Raw genomic sequence first — 15,987 nt, 5'->3', positions numbered from 1 at the left:
CTAACGAATGACCGATTTCTGTCCCACTCTCTCTTCTATTATTCCTTCCAAAAGGTCAGGCTCTGAGTAAATCGGTAGTTTGAACTCTTGGTAGACACGGTCGTTTTGGGATACTTTTCCAGTAATTGTTGGATCTTGTACAAACCAAGACCACGGCCCTCTCCTTTACTCGAGTAGTCTTTTTCAAAAATTCTCGCCAGATCTATTTTTTCAGCTTTTGTACTATTTTCAACTATTAAGATGAGGGAGTTCGTCTCCTGAAGCATGGCAAGAGTCAGCTGGGGGTCCTCTGATTCAAGACTCGCTTCGATAGCATTGTCACAAAGGATGGATAAGAAGGTGATGAAATCTAAAACCTCGATGAATAAATCACGAACTGGTTCATCGATCTCGACAGAGATCCCAATCCCTTTGTTTTGAGCTTCCAATAATTTTGCGGACAGAACACTTTTTACAGCTGGATTTTCGATGTGACTGAGTTTGGCAATATCAAACTTACTATTGTAAAATTGCTGGCCACTCTCTCGAAGAACATTCTCATAGACTTCCCTGATCGCATTGAGGTCTTCGTGCTCAATACTTAATTTGAGACTGGTTAAAATATTCAGGTAATCATGACGAAAGGCACGAATCTCCCCGTAGAGCATTTCGACGTGTTGGCTATAGGTGGCTAACTCCTGCAGTTGCCTATCTTTTTGTTCCAGAATCTCTTGTTTCAATCGTTCTTTGGACACTGCATTGAAATACAAGAGCATCACAAAAAACAAAATCAGATAAATACTATTTAACTGTTCCCGTAAAGCATCTGCATGAGGAATAGCATCCTCAAAAACCACCAGACCTACAACACTGAGCAAATACACAAACATGGAAAGATCCATTGGGAGTAGAAAACGATTAAAATACTGCCGTTGAAACCCTACTTTTAAATCTGTAAAATCTAGTTTTAACAATTTAGTGATTCCTATATAAACAGGAAAGACCAGCAATTCAAGTAGAGCATCATACCAGCTGACAGATGCCTCATGAACAAGTACGATCCCTAACATTGGAAAGACATAAAAGGCTAAGAGACGCCCAATGAGACTCTCCATGACAACCGGATAGAGCCCATAAAAAATATTCAAAAGGTGTCGTATGTTACGATTTCGGTAGAAACTATAGACAATAAATACTAAGAAATAGCCAAAAAAGCCTACCGGTGGTACAAGGGTAAAGATAATTGCGAAGAGGAAGGGGCACAAAAAGAGCAAGCGCAAGGTGAACTCTTGTCTACTGATATGACGATAGATCAGCATGCTGACGAAGAACTTTAGGTAAGACATTAGAATAGTTAACAGCAATTCTTTCTCCCTTCTATTTTTTCAAAGCTTCCAGTAAGCCTCTGTACTTGGTCCGTGAGATCAAGCAATTGTCCCCATTTTCAAAAAAAGCTTTCTTGTCTTCTTTATCAATCTTCGTAATATTTTGTGGATTCACCACAAAGGAGCGGTGGCACCGATACAAGCGAGGATCTGCTTTTTCGATATCGGCAATACTAGCGTAAAATTCCAAGCGCTCATCCTGGGTATGTAAAATGACCTTGTGAATAGTTGGAGACGTTTCAACATACAAAATCTTATTAAAGGGAACTTGTACACGCGCCATCGCACTCTCAAATGTAAAAGCATCTTGCGCAATCGTGGTCCCAGCTTGCTCCAAGGTATAGTCAATGGCCGAGTCGATTCTTTTTCTGAACTCTTCTTCGCTCAGCGTTTTATCAATAAAATCCAAGGCGGCTACTTTGTACTGAAACGTAATGGGCATGAATTCAGAGTGAGTGGTGACAAAGACAATGATCGCATGGGGGTCTTTCTTACGAATCTCTTTTGCGATCTCTAGACCCTTTTTCTCCTCACCTTTAATCTCGATATCTAAGAAGAATAGGTGGTGAGCGCCTCTCTCTGTGATAGCATCTAACAACTGGCTTGATTTCCCAAACACTTCTGGCGCTTTGCACTGCAGGGATTTTTGACGGATGAGATCCTGCAAGACCGCTTCAATACGCGATTGTTGGATCCATTCATCTTCTAACACAAAAATCTTCAACAAAGTCCTCACTCCTTTCCTCGATGAATATGTTCTATTTTACCATAAATAATGCCTGCTGAGCCACTCTTTCAAGTAGGCTCCAAGGGCATTCTATCTTTTTCACCTTAACAAGAAAAAAACTCTCCCGGAGGAATCCGGAAGAGCTTGCGCAAGGGGAATTTGAAAAATATTTTTTAATATGAAAAAGGTCGATAAAATCTATGCTATGTTCAAACTCTCATTTTACTAACAGCGATATTACGATCAAGTTTTATTGTCAATAGACATGTATGTGGGAAGTTCTCCCCTTGCAACAATGTAGACCTGTGATCTACTCTTAATAGTATACACTAGAATTATTACAAAATCAGTTAATTTGTATTGCAATTTGTTGGCAAATATTCCTCTGCCTGAAAACACTGCAAACGCTTGATTTTCAAGCATCTACACAAGTCCTCTTTAACTAGTATTTATCATTTCTGTTACAAAATTTAAAATAAAAATATTATTCCATGGCAAAAGGAGCCAGTAAGCATCACAACTTATAACAAGAAAAAGGGGCTGGGAAAAAAGTCCTGGCCTCTCAATTGTTTTTGGACTGTCGAGCAAGACGCAGTGGTTGAGTGGGATATACTACGCTGATTTCATCAGCTTTTACAGCCTTACTCAACTGTGCGGAGGTGGGACGACGAAATCGAATTCTAACGAATTACCGATTTATGTCCCACTCTCTTTGAGCTAGTAAGACGATTAGCCAGACCGCACAATAGCGGCTGGCGTCAAATGATGAGAGTCATAGCCTCAATCATTTGTAGCGGTTACGACGCGAAAAAGGGAGGAACGATACTTTCCTCCCTTTGAGCTAGTAAGACACTTCGGCAAGGCACCATGGTGCTTGCCATAACAATAAATGCACCTGATAAATTAACCAAGGGGTTACGACGTGAAAAGGGAGGAACGATATTTTCCTCCCTTTGAGCTAGTAAGATGATTAGGTAGGCCGCAACATAGCGGCTACCGTCCAATGATTCGGTGCTTTAGCACCAATCATTGGTATCAGGTTACATCATCCCACCCATCATGCTTGGATCCATTCCTGGTCCTGCTGGGGCTGCTGGTTCTGGTTTGTTGGCTACGACTGCTTCAGTTGTTAAAATGAGGCTAGCAACAGAAGCTGCGTTTTGAAGGGCTGAACGACTGACTTTAACAGGGTCGATGATCCCTGCATCAATCATATTCACCCATTCACCTGTTGCAGCATTGAAGCCTGTTCCGACTTCGGCATTTTTCAAGCGATCAATCACAATAGATCCTTCGTAACCGGCATTGTGGGCAATTTGGCGCACCGGTTCTTCCAAAGCACGAAGAACGATATTGCGTCCGGTCGCTTCATCTCCTTCTAATTCAAGGGCTGCGACCGCAGAGATGACATTGACAAGGGCTGTACCACCTCCGGCAACGATCCCTTCTTCAACGGCTGCGCGAGTCGCATTAAGGGCATCTTCGATACGAAGTTTCATTTCTTTCAATTCTGTTTCTGTTGCAGCACCGACCTTGATTACGGCAACACCACCAGACAATTTAGCCAAACGTTCTTGTAATTTTTCACGGTCAAACTCAGAGGTTGTGGTTTCGATTTGTGACTTGATAACAGCGACACGGTTAGCGATCGCTTCTGGGTTACCAGAACCTTCGACAATGACAGTACTGTCTTTATCGACTGAAACTTTAGCTGCTTGACCAAGTGCTTCAATGGTTGCATCTTTCAATTCCAAACCAAGATCGTCTGTAATGACTGTACCACCTGTCAAGATGGCAATGTCTTCTAACATGGCTTTGCGGCGATCTCCAAATCCTGGTGCCTTGACAGCTACGACATTAAAGGTACCGCGGATCTTGTTCAAGACAAGTGTTGGAAGAGCTTCGCCATCGACATCATCAGCGATGATCAAGAGTGGACGGTTGCTTTGAAGAATGCTTTCCAACAATGGCAAGATTTCTTGGATATTTGAAATCTTCTTGTCAGTGATCAAAATGTATGGATTTTCAAGGTCTGCTACCATTTTTTCATTATCAGTGACCATGTATTGTGAAAGGTAACCACGGTCAAACTGCATTCCTTCAACGACTTCCAGTTCTGTCTCCATTCCACGAGATTCTTCAATGGTGATAACCCCATCTTTGCCAACTTTTTCCATGGCTTCAGAGATGTACTCACCAACTTTTTCAGAACGAGAAGACACAGCAGCTACTTGAGCAATCGCTTCCTTGCTCGATACTGGGATCGCATTGTTTTTCAAAGCTTCTACTGCTGTTGCAACAGCGGTCTCAATCCCACGACGTATGCCAATTGGGTTAGCACCTGCAGTGACGTTTTTGATCCCTTCACGGACGATGGCTTGAGTCAAAACCGTTGCGGTCGTTGTACCGTCACCTGCGATATCATTGGTCTTAGAAGCCACTTCTGACACCAATTTAGCACCCATATTTTCAAAATGGTCTTCCAATTCGATTTCTTTTGCGATGGTCACCCCGTCATTTGTGATCAAGGGTGAACCAAATGATTTTTCAAGAACCACATTGCGACCTTTAGGGCCCAACGTAACTTTCACTGTATCTGCTAAGACATCGACACCACGGACCATTGCAGAACGTGCATCAGATGAAAATTTAATATCTTTTGCCATTTCTCTTACCTCTTTCTTCTCTTACTCTACAATTGCAAGAATGTTCGCTGTTCCAACGATGGTGTAGGTTTCTTCCCCATCTTTCACTTCAATTCCTGCATGGCTTTCAACCAAAACGTGATCTCCTGCTTTTACAGCTGGGGCGATGAGTTCGCCACTTAGGGTACGCACACCTTCACCAACGGCCACTACTTCAGCTGTTTTTGTATCAGCCTTGCTCGCACCGGCGAGGACAAAACCTCCAACAGTCTGTTCTTTTTCTTCTACTTTTAAGACCACACGGTCTCCTAATGGTTTTAACATGTTCATTCCTCCATACGTGTTTTTAGCACTCTCTATACGTAAGTGCTAACTTATGTTTCTATTGTATCACTTGGTCAGAAATAGTCAAGAAAAAAACACCTCAAAAATAGATGAGATGTTTCTAAAATATCAATTTAAAATTGTCAATTTTTGATTGAAATCGTCGATCACTTTTTGAAGATTGATCCGCCCGCGGTAGATGCCATATCCAAAAACAATCATGCCTAAAATTCCAACCAAGGCTAGTAAAATCCCGAGGATCAAGAGTGGGAGGAAACTTTTGTGAAAGAGATAGATCAATACCACACCAATACTGGCAATGATAAAGAGTAAGCTGAACCAACGACCAAGGTTTTCAAGCATGTGGCGTTGGTACTTGATTTCTGTTTCATATCCATTGACAAGTTCTTGTTTTGTAACCATGGGATTCCTCCTGATAAAAATTGAGAATGAAGTGCAAGTAAAGGAGGTCAATTCACTTCATTCTCAAAAACTCCTACTAGCAAATTCGTTTTTTCTTTTCCTTAGTATTTAAGATGTGGGTCGAAGATACCAAGGGCAACACCGATCAAAGCAACTACAACGAGAAGTAACATAACTTTGTTTGGTGAAATTTTTTTCTTAGACATCAACCACCAGCAAAGGGTGATGAAGGCTGCTGTCAAGAGACCTGGATAAACACCATCGATCTTTTCTTGGATGTTCAAGAAGACTTTTCCTTCAGAATTCTTGAATTGAAGGGCTGTTGTAACAGATACCCAAGTAGCTGCTACGGCACCGATAACCATACCACCGACAACGCTGATCGCTTTACGAAGAGCTTGTCCTTTTGGTCCTACAAGGAATTCAACGGCTTTATCCCCTAATTGGTAACCTTTGAAGAAGGCAAAGCGCATACCAAAGTAGACTAAGAGGTTCCATACGACGATGTAGAAGAGGGCACCAGCGACGTTACCACCTTTAGAAAGGCCAAGGGCAATCCCCAAGAGAACTGGAATCAAGGTACCAACGACCAATGAGTCACCAATACCAGCGATTGGTCCCATCAAACCGGCACGCATACCGTTGATGGTTTCGCCATCCACTGCATCTCCGTTTGCACGCGCTTCTTCCAAACCAGCTGTGATCCCTACAACAAGAGATCCAAGTTGTGGTTCAGTGTTGAAGAAGGCCGTATAGGTTTGCATAGCATCCTTTTGTTCTTCTTTTGTGTCATACATTTCTTCTACGATTGGAAGCATAGAAGTCAAGTACCCGAAGGTTTGCATATGTTCTTGAGAGAAACAAGTCAAATGACCATAATACCAATGATGGAATGCTTTTGCTAATGTTTTCTTTGAAATTTTCTTTCTATCAGCCATTTTAAATATCCTCCTCATCATCGTCTTGGTCCACCACTCCGGCTGGAGCAGCTTTCATCGATTTGATCACTTCAAGTTCATAGTAGATTACTGCAAAGATTAATGAAACAACGGCACTGGATACCAAGTTCAATCCGAGAGATTTCGCCAAGGTAAATCCAACAAAGAATGGAATGAAGTCAGTTGCTTCTGTAACAATTTGTTTCAACAAGATGGCAATACCGACACATGGGAGAAGAGCACCGACTGTAAAGAGGGCTTTCATCCAGTAACCATCCATAGGAAGGTATTGTTTCATCAAATCAACCATGTTTTCACCGTATTTGGTGATAATCATTGTTGGAAGGAAAGAGAAGAGGAAATGAGAGATCCAAGGGTAAACCCAGTCAACTGCGTAGAGTTTTTTGAAGTTTCCTTCTTCAACGGCTTTCCAACCAATGTGTTGCCATACCAAGTTCATAGTAGCGGTACCGTAGAAAAGAACTGTACCGATTGTCCCAACGGCTGCACCGATTGGAGCTGCAGCTGCGGCGATTCCTGCTTCATCTGTGATGTTATTGGCATGCACAAACAAGATAGCAAGAGGAACACCGATGTAAGAGATGGCACGCACATCGGCAGATACGGTACCACCAGGTGTTACCAAGGCGATATAAACGACTTGAAGGGCAACCCCGACCATAATACCGGTTGTCACATCTCCAAGAATTAAACCTGAAATCAACCCACCGATCAAAGGACGACCGAGTGTATAGTTCCCGATACTGGAACCCCCCATACCAGGCATTGAAGACAAGCTGGCGAAAATACCAAGCAAGATTGCTTGAATCCATGAAATTGTCATAACAAACGCTCCTTTTGTTTGTAAATTTATTTACCTAACAGATAGGACTGTTAGTTTTAAAAACCAAATTTTGATTTGAAATCATCCCAATACCCGATGGAAACATCTGGCAACAATTGGAATTTCACCTTGTAGCCTGCTGCTTGAATAGCTTGGAAGGCTTCTGCTTCTTCCTGAGTGATGGATTGGTTATTTCCCAATTTTACAGCTCCAGGACGATCATTTGCAGGGCCTACGATGATTTCTTTAACATCACCTGGGACAAACCCTTGGTCGACCAAAATTTCCTTCATATCGATTGGATTTTTGGTGATCAAGAAGTAACGACTATCTGATTCTGTTACTTTTGCTGATTTTTCTTTAAAGGCTTCCTTTGTCCATACAAAGGTTTTCTTGTCTGATGCGCCTTTGTAAGCTTGAATCAAAACCTTGTTTGATGCTGCTGCATCGTTTACGGCAATCAAACCATCACATGGTTTTTCCTTTGCCCAGCGTGTGACTGTCTGACCGTGAATCATGCGGTCATCAATCCGTACAAATGTTACTACCATAAGGTACCTCCCTATTAAATATCGTCATCATCTTCTTCAGCACCAGTGGCTGAAACTTCAAAAGGCTGTAGTGCAGATCGTGCTTCTGATAAGATGGTGGCTGACAAATCGTCTCCATCCAACACATCCTTCATCACAACTGCCGTCAAAGCCATGGTGAGGTTCATCCCACCAAGGATCAAGGCTCCATCGAGCTTTCCAGCTTCTTCTAGAACCGTGGCTGCAGTGGTTAATGGACTACCACCTACGATATCTGCCAAGACCAAAACAGAATCATCAGCTGTCAATCCTGAAATGCTCTCTCTGAAATCAACTGCGAAGTCATCGACCGATTTTCCTTCTTTGAGTCCAACTGCGATGACCTGATCCATCTTATCACCAGCAAACATGGCTAGTGATGTTTTTAGACCTTCTGCCAGTCCACCATGACTGACCAAAACGAGGTATTTCATTTTTCTACGCCTCCTTTATTTGACTCTATTGTAGATTATTTGAAAGCGGTTTTACATTGTCAAATGTCACATTCCTAATATGACATTTAGCAATAAAAAAATGACATCTGTCACTTGACAAAATGCCATCTTATTTTACTCTAAACTCCTACCTGTAGACTACTTTCAATCTCCCTCTGAATTTGAGGCAAACGGTTCTCGACATCCTGATCGCGCAATGCATTGCCAATCAAGTAGTCTAGCTTTTCTAACACCTCTTTTGAGACATTTTTCGGACTACTTTCAACAGCTTGTTCCATGATGCGGTTCAAGGTCTGATTGGTCAAGGAATCTGTTCCAAAATCATCCACCTGCAGAAGGTCTTTACTAGAGCGACTCTTGACGACCTGTGGCATGACAGAGATCCCTTGGGATTGGGCAAAGAGGGTTTGTTGAATGTCTGGATCCTCTGTTAAGAGTTGCATCAATTCCCAAGCCAACTTGGAATGAGAACTTCGAGCCGACATAGCAAAAGAAGTCGTCGTGACCAAGGTTGCCTTGGTCGTTTTTGACTTAGCAGGCATTGGAATACAGGTCCAGGTAAAGTTTGAATATTTAGAAACGTGGTAGGGATAAGGTTTATAGGTCCGATATTGAGCCAAGGTCATGGGATAGAAGGCGACTTTCCCCTGGTCAAAATCTTTAGAGCTCACCTTGTAATTTTTATTTAGATCTTCCAATTTTTGCAGAAAAGTCAAAGACTCTTTCACTTCTGGAGCTGTCAGCTTGAGCATGCCTCCTTGGAAAAGATGACCTCCATTTGCCGCCAAGGCTTCTTTCCAGGTGTATTCTGTACTCCCAAATTGGTCCAGTTGCCCATCCCCATTGGTATCTTTGGTTAGTTTCTTGCAAATCGTATAGAACTCTTCAAGGGTCCAACCTTCTTTGGGAACCGCGATGCCTTCTTTATCCAAGAGATCTTTATTGACACACATCAAAATCGGATTGCTTTCATAAGGTAAGGCATAGGTTTGCCCCTGATAGACACCCGATTCAAAGGCAACGGGATAAAAGGCAGCTTGATCTTTTCGATCCATATAGCCGTTTAACTTTTCTAGCACCCCTCGCGCTGCTAATAAGGAAAGATCTTGCTCAGAGACCATAAACACATCTGGCGTCTTTCCTGAGACAATCTTTTCGGAGAGCCAGTCAGAATAATCCGACTGAGGAATCCCATTTTCATACTCTACACGAACGTGGGGATGGGATTTTTCAAATTTTTGAATCGCACGATCCAAGGCATGGGAACGTTGACTGGTCGGCACATCCCAGCTAGAGCCTGCATAAACGCCGATATGGAGGACGGTCGGTTGCTGTTTCCACCAATAGAAACCCGCGCTCGCACAGAGCATAACAAGGAGGCCGATCCCCCAACAAAGATGCTTTCGCTTCAATTTCATTCTGTATTTCCTTTAGAAAAGTCACGTCTCGTCACTCCTGTTTGAACTGACCAGATCGCTAATTGCGTTCGATCTCGTAGGTTTAATTTCGCCAAAATCGTTGATAAGTAGTTGCGCACAGTTCCTTCTGACAAGAAGAGTTTGGCCGCAATTTCTTTATTGGACTCCCCATAGCCGACTTCTTGGATAATGCGCCATTCCGTCGTGCTCAAATCCTTGACATTGTCCTCATCTACAGCAATAGAGAAGTTGGTTTTGGCCATTTGTGAGAAAATTTGAAAGACTTTACTAGCGATATTCGGGTTGATCATTGCTCCGCCTTGATACACCACCTTAATCGCTTCATAGAGTTCCTCTGTCGAGGCTCCCTTTAAAAGATAACCTGAAGCACCATACTTGAGTGCACTATAGATAAATTCATCATCGTCAAAGGTCGTTAAAATAATAATTTTGATATCCGGATAGTGCTCTTTGACTTCTTTTGTCGCCAAAACCCCATCCATGCCTGGCATCCGAATATCCATTAAGATCAGGTCAGGATGTGTCTGTGGAATGCTAGACAAGACGTGATTCCCATCTTCCACTGTGGCCACCACTTCGATATCGGGGTGGGCTGACAAAATAATTTTCAGAGATTCTCGAATCAAGGCCTGGTCATCTGCCACCATTACTTTTATCACCATCTCTATCTCCCTTCTTTATATTTTGGTAAACTGATGCGCGTGAAAAATCCATCGCGGCTTTCAAATTGAAGCTGTCCTCCTAGGATGGAAATACGCTCCATCATCTGCTTGAGCCCATAGCCATAGGTCAAGGTTTCAAATCCAACCCCATTGTCCTGCAACTCGATCAGATAATCTTCTTCATTCTCAAAAAAATGAAGGGTCATCCGGCTGGCATGACCGTGGCGAACCGCATTGGTCATAGACTCTTGGATCACACGAAAGATCGTATCTTCAATCATGACGTCCATATCGACATCGACCCATTCATAGTGTAAATCAACCTGCAAGTTAGAAAGCGTCTGGTACTCGCGGATCATCTTTTCTAAAGCATCTTTGAGGGTTCGTCCCTCAAGGGCACCTGGACGGAGGCGGTTGAGAGAGCCTCTCACATCTTGAATCCCTTCCCGGACAACTTCTGATACGCTTTTTACCTGCTCTTTTGCCCGATTGGGATCGATATCAATCAAGACTCCGACAGCATCTAAGCCTGCCGAGATCCCTGTTAGCGCATGCCCCAAGGTATCGTGAATCTCCCGAGCAATCCGCTTGCGCTCCCGATCTTCTGCAATCTTCTCAGACAAGGCCATATAGTTGTTCAATTCCGTATTGACCTTCGAAACCATGGCCAGCTCTTCTTCCACTTCGTGGTTTTCCGCAAGAACATTCATAATATAGAACAAAAGCGAAATAATGAAGAGCACCATATTCAAGGCATAGAGGGAATTCTTCAAGAAAAAGGCCAGAATCCGAATGGAGGCAGGATAAAAATGAATATAGACATCCAGAGAAGGTATCGGAAAGAAAAGCGAAAAGACGTCTGAATTGGTCACAAGAAGCATCAAGAAACTCACTAGGATAAACGCAAACCAATACTTGCGGTCTCGCTTGGTATTCAACTCTTTGGAACCATAGAAGATATCCGCAAAAACCAAGAGAATCAGCCCGTTATAAGCTACATTTTGGACCCACATCAAGAGCAACATCAGGAGGATCTCCAGAATGTTCCACTTATCAAAAATGGACCATCGACTCGTTTGAGACCGATAACGACTCATGGAAATCAAGGCAATCCCAGCAAATAAGAGTGCAGACAACCAAAAAGTTGTAGAGGGCGCAAAAGGAATGCGCTCTAAGCGTTCTACTAATAGGGAAGCTTGTCGTTGAGCAATGATATAATTGGTTGCTTGAAGATAGATGATACTGTTGAGCATCACAGCGATAAAATTCACGACCATCAGAATGGCCAAACTGTATCTCACACCTCTAAATTTTCTCATTACTGCCACCCATTCACATCAAATTGATCGATGTTTTCCTTTGTCATCATCTGAACCGGAATGGTTATTTCTTTTTGGTAGCTCTTCCCATCAGCCATATCTTGGATGACCTCCATCACGCGGTCTCCCATCTTCAACGGAGACTGGGCAACGGTTCCTACGACATCATCTGTCGAGTGTAGCAAGGCTTTCATATCTGGTGAGCCATCAATCCCATAGATCGCAATGGGATGGGTGATCCCTTGCTCCTTGATCGCTGCTAAAGCTCCTATAGCTGAACGGTCATTCAAGGAGACTAGAGTATCGACATTCCCCCCTGACTGCAAGAACTTACGGACAGCTGGCATAGCGATCTCCGTCTGACCCTTGGTTTCTAGTTCCGAGATAATCTCATATGACCCATATCCTTTGATGGTATCCTTAAATCCCTGAATCCGCGTATCTGCTGAAACAGTCCCCTTATGCTCCAAGAGAAGGATCCGAGCATTTGAAGAGCGTTTCATCAACTCTTTCGCAATCAAGACTCCTGCTTGGTAGTTGTCGGAGACAATGCTGGCATCCGGCTTAAAATGCTTGAGCTGGGTATCAACTGCAATGATCTTAATTCCTTGTTTTCTAGCTTTTTTAAGAGCCCTTAAAATGGGCTGACTATCCCCTTTAACCGGATTAATCACAATCACATTTACTTTTTGGGCGCAAAAATCATCGATCTGCTGGCTCTGCCTTTTTTCGTCCAATTCTGGATCTCGGACATAAACAAGAGCCCCTTTCTCATCGGCAATTCGACTAATTTCCGAATGAATACTTTTATAGAACTCATTGTTCATGGTCATATAGGTAACACCGATCTTGGTCTGATCCTGGATGCTACTGGTTTGACAAACGGCATAGATCCACAAGAGGATGCAGGCCACCGGAATCACCAGTAGAACCCGTTTTATCAGCCATTTCAACCGTTCTTTTCTCTCTTCTTTTCCTTTCAAGCTCCGTTCCTTTTCTGAATTTTTTGAATATATATTACTTTATTTTACTACTTTTTCAAAAAAAGTGCTTGTTTTTATTGTACAGATGGATTTATTTGATTCATTTTAAAAAGAGTCGTTCTCGAATAAAATCCCTCATAAGTATCAAAAAAGCTGGTCTATAAACGAACCAGCTTTCTTTTTTACTTCTAAAAGGGAAGATCTTCCTCTTCTAAGATAATATCGGCCAAATCTCCTGTTCCACCATTTTCACGCATAGCCCGCTGAGCCCGGCTCTCTAGCAATTGAAAACTTTGGCAGAGGACCTCTGTCACATACTGCATGATGCCATTTTTCTCGTAGCGGCGCGTCCGAATCTCTCCATCCAAAGAGATCAAACTCCCTTTGCTGGCATAACTAGCCATGGTTTCAGCCAATTTCCCCCAGACAACGACATTGACAAAATCAGTCTCTCGCTCCCCGTTTTGATCCTTGTAGCGACGATTGACCGCAACGGTCACTCGGGCAACGGATTTGTCTGTGCTGGTTTTATGCAATTCTGGGGCCGCCACCAGGCGACCGATTAAAATAACTTTATTATACATCATTTACCTCCTATCTATTTATTCGAAAAAATTTCAAAAAATGGGGGTGACAAACCAAAATCAAAAAAATCTAGGATTCAAAACATCCTAGATTCTTCTCTTTATTCATGCCAGTGACGAGCAGGATCAAAAGGTGTCCCTGCTACTTCTGCGTCATCCAATTCAATAATGCCTCGTTTTTGAGGAGCATTTGGCAAGTGCAATTCACGCGGACTGCACATCATGCCATAGCTTTTTTCTCCACGAAGGGCACCTGGGAAAATCAAGCTACCATCCGGCATCATGGCACCTGGAAGAGCGACAATGGTCTTTAGACCCACCCGCGCATTTGGAGCTCCAGCTACGATCTGAACCGTCTTATCTGGTCCAACTGCTACCTGGCAGATATTCAAGTGGTCACTATCTGGATGGGCCACCATTTCAAGGATTTCTCCAACCACAAATTTTGGTTCCCGATCGTTGACCAAACGTTCTGCGAAGCCTTCTCTTTCCAATTCTTGGTTCAAACGAGCTACTTGCTCATCTGTCAAAAAGACTTGGCCCTTGCCTTCGATGGCGAAGAAAGATGAGGCATCAAAGATATTCCAGGCAACGGTTTCTTGCTTGTCCTCACGGTAAACGCGAGCCACTTTTCCTTTTCTCTCCACCGCGAGCTTTGCTTCTCCACTATTTTTCAAGGTCAGCATCAAGACATCGCCGACTTGTTCTTTGTTGTATGTTACAATCATGTTTTTCTCCTATTTTAATCCTGCTAAGAATGCTGTAATCTGCGCTTTGGTTTTCCGATCCCGATTGACAAACCGACCGATTTCCTTATCCTTTTCCAGAACCACCAAACTTGGGATCCCATAAACATCCCAGACTTTCGCCAGATCCATATAGGCATCGCGGTCAATCAAGATAAAGGTAAATTCGGGATTTTCAGCCTCAATCTCCGGCAAAAAAGGTTTGAGGTAACGGCAATCCCCACACCAATCTGCTGAAAAGACAAACACTTTCTTGCCATCTTGCTCTACGTATGAAGCAATTTCTTCTAGAGAATTTGGTGTAATCATAATTTTTCCTCTTCGTAATGCAAGAGACCATCCTCATAGACAAAGCGGTAATGGCGCTCATCTTCAAAAATGACACCACCTACTAAGCGCTCTTCACTAGACTCGTAGAGTTCCACATACAGGGTCGCAATCCTTCCCATGGCTTCCATTTGCTCCCGTACTTCTGCTACCAATTCTTCTTGGGTACGAAGACGCTTTTGATCTTTGGCAATTTTATAAACACCGGCCGCAAGGGCTCCTGCACTTGCTACAGCCAGACTAGACAAAATAATTTTTTTAGCTTTCATAGTGCCTATTGTAACACAAAATAAGCAGAGGGACAACGGTCTAGGCTAGATCTCTCCCTCCGCTTTTAGAGACTGATTTCCATAATAACGCTACCATCCTTGTAGAAAAAGTGATAAAATAACATCAGAAAGAAGGTAACCTATGACTGATTTATTTTCTAAAATCAAAGAAGTAACTGAAATCCCTGCTATCTCAGGTCATGAAGCCCCTGTACGGGATTATTTGCGCCAACAATTGACCCCTCATGTGGACGAAATCGTGACAGATGGTCTCGGTGGGATCTTTGGGGTCAAACACTCAACAGCAGCCGATGCTCCTCGTATCTTAGTAGCTGCCCACATGGATGAAGTTGGGTTCATGATCAGCGAAATCAAAGCTGATGGGACTTTACGTGTTGTCCCAATCGGAGGTTGGAATCCGATGGTCGTCAGCAGCCAACGCTTCAAACTCTTTACACGTGACGGACGTGAATACCCTGCTATTTCAGGATCTGTTCCTCCTCATTTGACACGTGGAACAGGTGGACCAACCGTACCTGCCATTAGCGACATCGTCTTTGATGCAGGCTTTAGCTCTAAAGCCGAAGCTGAAAGCTATGGGGTCCGTCCTGGAGATACCTTGGTCCCAGATAGCTCTGCGATTCTTACTGCTAATGGTAAAAACGTCATCTCAAAAGCATGGGATAACCGCTACGGTGTCTTGATGGTCAGCGAATTGGCCAAGAGCCTTTCTGGACAAGCCTTAAACAACGAACTCTATGTAGGGGCCAACGTTCAAGAAGAAGTGGGACTTCGTGGAGCCCACACCTCAACCACTAAATTTGATCCTGAAATCTTCCTTGCTGTAGACTGTTCGCCAGCAGCTGATGTCTTTGGAGACCAAGGTGCGATTGGGGAAGGAACACTGCTTCGCTTCTACGATCCAGGTCACATCATGCTACCAAATATGAAAGATTTCTTGCTCACTACTGCTGAAGAAGCGGGCATCAAATTCCAATACTATTGTGCCAAAGGTGGTACCGATGCAGGTGCAGCACACTTGAAGAATGGTGGAGTCCCATCAACCACCATTGGGGTCTGTGCACGTTACATCCACTCTCACCAAACCCTCTATGCCATGGATGATTTCTTGCAAGCGCAAGCCTTCTTACAAGCATTGGTTAAGAAATTGGATCGCTCTACAGTTGATTTGATCAAACACTATTAAACAACATCGATCTGAAAGCCCCGTAAGGGTCTTTCAGATCGAGGATAAAATCCACTTAAAAACTTTCCCTAGGTGAGTACGGACGTCTGCGAACTTCTCCGAAGTTCCAAGACTAATTATTGAGCCTGAGGTCTCAATAATTCCGAGTGCCTGAAACTGAGT

The 15,987-nt window shown here is 43.3% G+C and carries 18 protein-coding genes; 1 reads left to right on the top strand and 17 read right to left on the bottom strand.

The window, feature by feature from the left end; genetic code table 11:
* Positions 1 to 38: 38 nt before the first annotated feature.
* The 17 genes from HMPREF2832_RS01645 to HMPREF2832_RS01560 form a co-directional block, all read right to left on the bottom strand.
* Entirely contained in the window at positions 39 to 1,343 is a 1,305-nt protein-coding gene (locus HMPREF2832_RS01645; protein ID WP_148131338.1) for a sensor histidine kinase, read from the bottom strand.
* Positions 1,344 to 1,356: 13 nt separating this feature from the next.
* Entirely contained in the window at positions 1,357 to 2,091 is a 735-nt protein-coding gene (locus tag HMPREF2832_RS01640; RefSeq protein ID WP_070505328.1) for a response regulator transcription factor, read from the bottom strand.
* A gap of 1,040 nt (positions 2,092 to 3,131) precedes the next feature.
* The gene (gene groL, locus HMPREF2832_RS01630) at positions 3,132 to 4,757 is read right to left on the bottom strand and encodes a chaperonin GroEL (protein WP_003004647.1); all 1,626 of its coding nucleotides are present in this window, start codon (positions 4,755 to 4,757) and stop codon (positions 3,132 to 3,134) included.
* A 21-nt stretch (positions 4,758 to 4,778) separates the two neighbouring features.
* Positions 4,779 to 5,060, bottom strand: a complete 282-nt coding sequence (groES, locus tag HMPREF2832_RS01625; RefSeq protein ID WP_024055367.1) for a co-chaperone GroES — start codon at positions 5,058 to 5,060, stop codon at positions 4,779 to 4,781.
* A gap of 129 nt (positions 5,061 to 5,189) precedes the next feature.
* The gene (locus tag HMPREF2832_RS01620; protein ID WP_003004348.1) at positions 5,190 to 5,483 is read right to left on the bottom strand and encodes a hypothetical protein; all 294 of its coding nucleotides are present in this window, start codon (positions 5,481 to 5,483) and stop codon (positions 5,190 to 5,192) included.
* A 101-nt stretch (positions 5,484 to 5,584) separates the two neighbouring features.
* Complete coding sequence (locus HMPREF2832_RS01615; RefSeq protein ID WP_037585172.1) at positions 5,585 to 6,439, bottom strand: PTS system mannose/fructose/sorbose family transporter subunit IID; 855 nt, start codon at positions 6,437 to 6,439, stop codon at positions 5,585 to 5,587.
* Positions 6,423 to 7,265, bottom strand: a complete 843-nt coding sequence (locus HMPREF2832_RS01610; RefSeq protein ID WP_003004789.1) for a PTS mannose/fructose/sorbose/N-acetylgalactosamine transporter subunit IIC — start codon at positions 7,263 to 7,265, stop codon at positions 6,423 to 6,425. The genes HMPREF2832_RS01615 and HMPREF2832_RS01610 overlap by 17 nt, the downstream gene beginning before the upstream one ends.
* A gap of 56 nt (positions 7,266 to 7,321) precedes the next feature.
* A complete protein-coding gene (locus tag HMPREF2832_RS01605) occupies positions 7,322 to 7,816 on the bottom strand; it encodes a PTS sugar transporter subunit IIB (protein WP_000261775.1) in 495 nt (164 codons plus the stop codon).
* Between the two features lie 14 nt (positions 7,817 to 7,830).
* The gene (locus HMPREF2832_RS01600; protein ID WP_031572670.1) at positions 7,831 to 8,268 is read right to left on the bottom strand and encodes a PTS sugar transporter subunit IIA; all 438 of its coding nucleotides are present in this window, start codon (positions 8,266 to 8,268) and stop codon (positions 7,831 to 7,833) included.
* Between the two features lie 140 nt (positions 8,269 to 8,408).
* Positions 8,409 to 9,707 (bottom strand): ABC transporter substrate-binding protein, encoded by a 1,299-nt coding sequence (locus HMPREF2832_RS01595; RefSeq protein WP_070505326.1) that lies wholly within the window; start codon positions 9,705 to 9,707, stop codon positions 8,409 to 8,411.
* Entirely contained in the window at positions 9,704 to 10,387 is a 684-nt protein-coding gene (locus HMPREF2832_RS01590) for a response regulator transcription factor (protein WP_037585171.1), read from the bottom strand. The genes HMPREF2832_RS01595 and HMPREF2832_RS01590 overlap by 4 nt, the downstream gene beginning before the upstream one ends.
* A 5-nt stretch (positions 10,388 to 10,392) precedes the next feature.
* Positions 10,393 to 11,709: a sensor histidine kinase gene (locus HMPREF2832_RS01585; RefSeq protein WP_070505325.1), complete on the bottom strand. Its 1,317-nt coding sequence runs from the start codon at positions 11,707 to 11,709 to the stop codon at positions 10,393 to 10,395.
* On the bottom strand, positions 11,709 to 12,692 hold the full coding sequence (locus tag HMPREF2832_RS01580; protein ID WP_070505324.1) for a substrate-binding domain-containing protein: 984 nt from the start codon (positions 12,690 to 12,692) through the stop codon (positions 11,709 to 11,711). Before HMPREF2832_RS01580 ends, HMPREF2832_RS01585 begins: the two co-directional genes overlap by 1 nt.
* Before the next feature lie 188 nt (positions 12,693 to 12,880).
* A complete protein-coding gene (locus tag HMPREF2832_RS01575) occupies positions 12,881 to 13,276 on the bottom strand; it encodes a single-stranded DNA-binding protein (protein ID WP_021154298.1) in 396 nt (131 codons plus the stop codon).
* Positions 13,277 to 13,377: 101 nt separating this feature from the next.
* Complete coding sequence (gene ytpR, locus HMPREF2832_RS01570) at positions 13,378 to 14,004, bottom strand: YtpR family tRNA-binding protein (RefSeq protein WP_003009800.1); 627 nt, start codon at positions 14,002 to 14,004, stop codon at positions 13,378 to 13,380.
* Positions 14,005 to 14,013: 9 nt separating this feature from the next.
* Positions 14,014 to 14,331 (bottom strand): thioredoxin family protein, encoded by a 318-nt coding sequence (locus tag HMPREF2832_RS01565; RefSeq protein ID WP_021154296.1) that lies wholly within the window; start codon positions 14,329 to 14,331, stop codon positions 14,014 to 14,016.
* Entirely contained in the window at positions 14,328 to 14,618 is a 291-nt protein-coding gene (locus HMPREF2832_RS01560) for a DUF4651 domain-containing protein (protein WP_049472862.1), read from the bottom strand. Before HMPREF2832_RS01560 ends, HMPREF2832_RS01565 begins: the two co-directional genes overlap by 4 nt.
* A 142-nt stretch (positions 14,619 to 14,760) precedes the next feature.
* Here HMPREF2832_RS01560 and pepA point away from each other — a divergent pair, with 142 nt between their 5' ends.
* Entirely contained in the window at positions 14,761 to 15,825 is a 1,065-nt protein-coding gene (gene pepA, locus HMPREF2832_RS01555; protein WP_070505323.1) for a glutamyl aminopeptidase, read from the top strand.
* The last annotated feature ends 162 nt before the right edge of the window (positions 15,826 to 15,987 follow it).

The organism is Streptococcus sp. HMSC073D05, from assembly GCF_001812015.1.
GTDB lineage: Bacteria > Bacillota > Bacilli > Lactobacillales > Streptococcaceae > Streptococcus > Streptococcus parasanguinis_D.
This window is presented reverse-complemented; position numbering and strand designations above follow the sequence as displayed.

What these genes read in the sequence shown, in the direction of transcription:
- ytpR (WP_003009800.1), bottom strand. Translation starts at nt 14,004, where the DNA reads ATGATTGTAACATACAACAAAGAACAAGTCGGCGATGTCTTGATGCTG.
- HMPREF2832_RS01610 (WP_003004789.1), bottom strand. Translation starts at nt 7,265, where the DNA reads ATGACAATTTCATGGATTCAAGCAATCTTGCTTGGTATTTTCGCCAGC.
- HMPREF2832_RS01595 (WP_070505326.1), bottom strand. Translation starts at nt 9,707, where the DNA reads ATGAAATTGAAGCGAAAGCATCTTTGTTGGGGGATCGGCCTCCTTGTT.
- HMPREF2832_RS01620 (WP_003004348.1), bottom strand. Translation starts at nt 5,483, where the DNA reads ATGGTTACAAAACAAGAACTTGTCAATGGATATGAAACAGAAATCAAG.
- HMPREF2832_RS01585 (WP_070505325.1), bottom strand. Translation starts at nt 11,709, where the DNA reads ATGAGAAAATTTAGAGGTGTGAGATACAGTTTGGCCATTCTGATGGTC.
- HMPREF2832_RS01600 (WP_031572670.1), bottom strand. Translation starts at nt 8,268, where the DNA reads ATGAAATACCTCGTTTTGGTCAGTCATGGTGGACTGGCAGAAGGTCTA.
- HMPREF2832_RS01615 (WP_037585172.1), bottom strand. Translation starts at nt 6,439, where the DNA reads ATGAGGAGGATATTTAAAATGGCTGATAGAAAGAAAATTTCAAAGAAA.
- HMPREF2832_RS01565 (WP_021154296.1), bottom strand. Translation starts at nt 14,331, where the DNA reads ATGATTACACCAAATTCTCTAGAAGAAATTGCTTCATACGTAGAGCAA.
- HMPREF2832_RS01560 (WP_049472862.1), bottom strand. Translation starts at nt 14,618, where the DNA reads ATGAAAGCTAAAAAAATTATTTTGTCTAGTCTGGCTGTAGCAAGTGCA.
- groL (WP_003004647.1), bottom strand. Translation starts at nt 4,757, where the DNA reads ATGGCAAAAGATATTAAATTTTCATCTGATGCACGTTCTGCAATGGTC.
- pepA (WP_070505323.1), top strand. Translation starts at nt 14,761, where the DNA reads ATGACTGATTTATTTTCTAAAATCAAAGAAGTAACTGAAATCCCTGCT.
- groES (WP_024055367.1), bottom strand. Translation starts at nt 5,060, where the DNA reads ATGTTAAAACCATTAGGAGACCGTGTGGTCTTAAAAGTAGAAGAAAAA.
- HMPREF2832_RS01575 (WP_021154298.1), bottom strand. Translation starts at nt 13,276, where the DNA reads ATGTATAATAAAGTTATTTTAATCGGTCGCCTGGTGGCGGCCCCAGAA.
- HMPREF2832_RS01605 (WP_000261775.1), bottom strand. Translation starts at nt 7,816, where the DNA reads ATGGTAGTAACATTTGTACGGATTGATGACCGCATGATTCACGGTCAG.